The organism is Corynebacterium striatum ATCC 6940, assembly GCF_000159135.1.
GTDB classification, from domain to species: Bacteria; Actinomycetota; Actinomycetes; order Mycobacteriales; family Mycobacteriaceae; genus Corynebacterium; species Corynebacterium striatum.
In genome coordinates this window covers 63,839-68,079 of sequence record NZ_GG667522.1, presented here as the reverse complement: position 1 = coordinate 68,079, position 4,241 = coordinate 63,839, and the positions used below count along the sequence as shown (strand labels likewise).

At 56.4% G+C, this 4,241-nt stretch carries 5 protein-coding genes and 1 pseudogene; 1 reads left to right on the top strand and 5 read right to left on the bottom strand.

The window, feature by feature from the left end:
- Positions 1-326, top strand: a pseudogene (locus tag HMPREF0308_RS06835) (glyceraldehyde-3-phosphate dehydrogenase); the annotation flags it as partial.
- A 66-nt stretch (positions 327-392) separates the two neighbouring features.
- Here HMPREF0308_RS06835 and ppk2 read toward each other — a convergent pair.
- The 5 genes from ppk2 to HMPREF0308_RS13275 form a co-directional block, all read right to left on the bottom strand.
- A complete protein-coding gene (gene ppk2 / locus HMPREF0308_RS06830) occupies positions 393-1,271 on the bottom strand; it encodes a polyphosphate kinase 2 (protein ID WP_005530031.1) in 879 nt (292 codons plus the stop codon).
- 233 nt (positions 1,272-1,504) lie between these two features.
- Entirely contained in the window at positions 1,505-2,377 is an 873-nt protein-coding gene (locus HMPREF0308_RS06825) for a fumarylacetoacetate hydrolase family protein (RefSeq protein ID WP_005530029.1), read from the bottom strand.
- A 17-nt stretch (positions 2,378-2,394) separates the two neighbouring features.
- Positions 2,395-2,943, bottom strand: a complete 549-nt coding sequence (pth, locus tag HMPREF0308_RS06820; protein ID WP_005530027.1) for an aminoacyl-tRNA hydrolase — start codon at positions 2,941-2,943, stop codon at positions 2,395-2,397.
- 109 nt (positions 2,944-3,052) lie between these two features.
- Positions 3,053-3,688, bottom strand: a complete 636-nt coding sequence (locus HMPREF0308_RS06815; RefSeq protein WP_005530025.1) for a 50S ribosomal protein L25/general stress protein Ctc — start codon at positions 3,686-3,688, stop codon at positions 3,053-3,055.
- A 258-nt stretch (positions 3,689-3,946) separates the two neighbouring features.
- The coding region (locus HMPREF0308_RS13275; protein ID WP_005530023.1) for a DNA alkylation repair protein at positions 3,947-4,241 on the bottom strand (295 nt) is incomplete at its 5' end.

Here is a 4,241-nt window from a genome sequence, read left to right as displayed (position 1 = left end):
TGGCTGTGCTGAACCTGGAGCTGGAGAAGGAAGTTGAGCGCGACGAGGTCAACGACTTCCTGCGTAACGTTTCCCTGCACTCCGACCTGCGCCAGCAGATTTCCTACATTGCTTCCCCAGAGGTTGTTTCCTCTGACTTCGTGGGATCCACCCACGCAGGCATTGTGGATGGTTTGGCAACCATCGCTTCCGGTAAGCACCTGGTTCTTTACGTGTGGTACGACAACGAGTTCGGCTACTCGAACCAGGTCATCCGCATCGTTGAGGAGATCGCAGGCGCGCGCCCACGCGTGTTCCCAACCCGCGTTGATGCAACTGAGCTCTAAAACTTAAAGTGCCGCTGGCTCCCTTTCTCTGAAGGGGGACCAGCGGCCTTTTAGTTGCAGTGGGCGCTACTTTTTCTTTTTCTTCTTCTTTCCACCGGACTTCTTGGCGGCGGATACCTTGCTGCGCTCAAGGTTCGAGGCCACGTCTGGGACGTAGGCAAACTCGTCGCGTGGCGGGCGCTCGTACTCCTCGCCGGAAGAATCAGGGCGCTCCGGAACTTCTGGGACGTCTTGCTCGACGTGCTGATAAGGAACCGTCTTCAAGATGTGGTTGATGACGTTGATGCGCGAGCGCTTCTTGTCCTCAGATTCGACCGTGTACCACGGTGCGTTCGGGGTATTGGTATGCACAAACATCTCGTCCTTAGCGCGGGAGTAGTCTTCCCAACGGGTGATGGATTGAAGATCCATAGGGGAGAGCTTCCAGCGGCGAAGCGGATCGTTGCGACGAGACTTGAAGCGTGCGATCTGCTCTTCATCAGATACGGAGAACCAGTACTTCAGCAGGATGATTCCATCTTCGACGAGCATGTTCTCCAGCTGTGGGGCCTGGTGTAGGAAGCGAACGTACTCCTGCTGGGAGCAAAAGCCCATGACACGCTCGACGCCGGCGCGGTTGTACCAGGAGCGGTCAAAGATGACGATCTCGCCCTCTGTAGGAAGCTTTTCGATGTAGCGCTGGAAGTACCACTGGCCAGCCTCACGGTCGGTGGGCTTGGGCAGTGCTTCGATTCGGCAGGTGCGAGGGTTCAGGTACTGGGTGATGCGCTTGATTGCAGAGCCCTTACCTGCGGCGTCGCGGCCTTCCATGATGATGACAACACGGGCGCCGGTCTCAACTACCCACTGCTGCATTTCCACGAGTTCTGCTTGCAGGCGCTTGAGCTCTTCCTCGTACGCTGCCTTATCGAGCTTTGCGGGGGACTTTTTCTTATCTTTGCTCATTCTATTAATTTTAGCCTCTAGCTGCAGAAATGTTTAATGGTTTGGATAGAAACTCACCCCGCATTGCGCTGAGTCGGCCTCTGCGGCCGCGATGCGCGGTGGAAAGCCTGAGCACCGTTAACAGAGCATGCCGCGCGTCGCTGACTCAGTCCAAGGTAGTCGTGTGCGGGTCACGCAAACAGTATTAGTTTTAACAGGTATGGCTATGGGAAGGGGATTTGAAAGGAAGTTACCTAGCTACCTTGGCAGGTGCATTCCGCGCCGCAGCCGACCGGGGGCTCACCAAAATGCGTGGTGTTGGAAATCTCTCCCAAGCCGTCGATAGCAATCCGTACATTTTGCCCATCCCGGATAAAAGCTTGCGGGTCGCGCGCAAAGCCCACGCCTTCTGGGGTGCCAGTCGCAATCACATCACCGGGATTGAGCGGGTAGAGCTTCGAACAAAAAGCGATGAGCTCAGCCACAGAGAAAATGAGGTCATCGGTGTCGTCGTCCTGGCGGATATCCCCATCGACGGTGGTCTTCACAGCTGCATGCCCACCTGGTGCCCACTCATCAGCGGTGGTTAGCCACGGCCCGAAACCAGCGGTGCGGTAGAAGGACTTACCGGCGTGGAACTGAGTGGTACGACGCTGGTAGTCGCGTAGCGTGTAGTCATTCATGATGGCATAACCAGCGGCGTAGTTGAGCGCCTCTTCAACCGGTACGTTGTGCGCACGAGTACCAATGACCACGGCTAGTTCGCCCTCATAATCGAGCTGCTTGGTGGCCCATTCAGGAATGTAAATATCATCGAAAGGCCCGGTGAGGGCTTCCGGGAACTTGATGAACAGAGTCGGCTGCGTGGGAAGCTCGCGGCCCATTTCCCGCGCGTGTTTAGCGTAATTAACACCAACGCAGATGATTTTTCCAGGGGAGGGGATAACTGGCGCGAGGTCCTCATTGCGAAAGACAATGGGTTCGCCAGACAATTGCGCCGACTTCTGCCAATCTTCGGAGCGCAACAGCTCGCCGACGTCCTCGAAATCGAGCCCCACGCCGACGCCTGGGCCGTCGACGCGAATGGCTGTGGTTCCGTATTGGGTGCGTAGCGTGGCAAGTCTCATGGCGGATAGTTTACGCGTTAAGGAAGACGAGTTTCCTGAACTACCCGAATAATTTCGTCGGCTGCGTCGGCACAAATAATGGGGATTTCCGCGTTTTCCTGTTTCGACCAAGGCTTGAGCACAAAGCTCGCGGGGTCCATACGTCCCGGTGGGCGCCCAATACCGACCGAGAGGCGCTGGTAGTCCTTGGTTCCCAAGGATTTGGTGGTGGAGCGCAGACCGTTATGTCCATGATCGCCGCCGCCGAAGCGGTGCTTGACGACGCCGAAATCAAGCTCCAGCTCATCGTGTACCACGATGAGCTGAGCAGGGTTGATTGAAAAGTACTGCAGAAGGGCCTTGATTGGTCCCCCGGATAGGTTCATGAAGCTTCGTGGCTTGGCCAAAACGAGTTTGGCGGAACCGAGGCGGGTCTCAGCGAGCTCAGTGTTGGATTTCTTGTGCACTGAGAAGTTTGTGTAGTTCTGGCCCACGATCTCATCGACCACGTCAAAGCCGATGTTGTGGCGTGTTCCTGCGTATTTGGGGCCTGGATTGCCAAGGCCAACAATGAGAAAACTATTCACTGCGCTATTGTCTCATGCTGCGAGGGATCTTGACCCCGAGAAGGACATAGTAAAACGGCGAAACGCCCGAGCTAGACGTAAATCTAGCGCGGGCGCAGAGAAGAGTGATTTACTCTTCAGTCTCTTCGGCGGACTCAGCGCCAGCCTCAGCGCCGCCTTCCTCAGCAGCCTCAGCAGCTTCCTCGAGCTCTTCGTCAACCTCAGGCAGGGAGATGGAAGCGATGATGGTCTCTGCATCTGCAACCAGGGTGGTGTCTTCTGGCAGGGTGATGTCGCCAGCGGTGACAACAGCGCCGTCCTCGAGGCCCTCGATGGAAACGGAGATCTCCTCTGGGATGTTCAGAACGTCTGCCTCAACGAGGAGGACGTCAGCATCCTGGATGAACATGAGGCCCGGTGCCGGCTCGCCCTCGAGGGTAACCGGAACCTCAACCTCAACCTTCTCACCACGCTTAATGGAGAGGAGGTCGATGTGGTCGATGTCTAGGGTCAGAACGTTCTGGTCAACGTGCTTGACCATGACGAGGTGCTGCTCGCCCTCGAGCTCGAGCTCGAAAACAGCGTTGACGCCGTGTGCGCGAACCAGTGCGGTCAGCTCGATGCGGTCAACAGCGAAGTGCAGAACGTCAACGGCGTGACCGTAGACAACGCCTGGGACCTTGCCAGCAACGCGCAGGCGGCGAGCGAAGCCCTTGCCGAACTCGTTACGTACTTCTGCCTTCAATACCGGGCGGGTGTTTGCCATAGTAAAACTCCTAGTGTCAAAGATTGGTGCGGCGAGACTTTAGCGAGTTCGAAAACGGCGAAAGCCTGCCGATGGTCGTCTTGGTCGAGTCATCGCAGGCTTAAAACGTGTGAAATAACTTCTAATCGCGTCGATAACGGCTTTCCGATTCCGGGCAGCCCTCGCCGAGACAGCAAAAATTCTAACACGCAGCGCCGAGAGCAGGCAAGTTACTTCTGCTCTTCTTCGCCAACTACAGAACTATCGAAATTGAGTTGCTTAGCGGTGGTGTTTCAATGCTTCTCTGCGCGTGAGGTTTGCGACGTCATGCGAGCCTAGGAAGCCCAAAACCCAGGTGGGATTGGTGCGATAGAGATCGCGCAACGCCCAGCCGATGGCTTTGCTAATGAAGAATTCATTGCCAAAGCGGGTTCCTGGGAGGTTTTCTTTGATGGCATCCGCCAGTAGTTGCAGATCGGTAGCCTCACGTTTGCCGAGCTGACTGATAATCGCGGCGCGGCGTCGTTGCGCAAAGGCTCCAAAACCGCGCGCACTTCGCAGAAGGCCTCTGAGA

Excerpts from the sequence above, each read along its gene's own strand:
- ppk2 (WP_005530031.1), bottom strand. The coding sequence starts at position 1,271 with ATGAGCAAAGATAAGAAAAAGTCCCCCGCAAAGCTCGATAAGGCAGCG.
- HMPREF0308_RS06815 (WP_005530025.1), bottom strand. The coding sequence starts at position 3,688 with ATGGCAAACACCCGCCCGGTATTGAAGGCAGAAGTACGTAACGAGTTC.
- HMPREF0308_RS06825 (WP_005530029.1), bottom strand. The coding sequence starts at position 2,377 with ATGAGACTTGCCACGCTACGCACCCAATACGGAACCACAGCCATTCGC.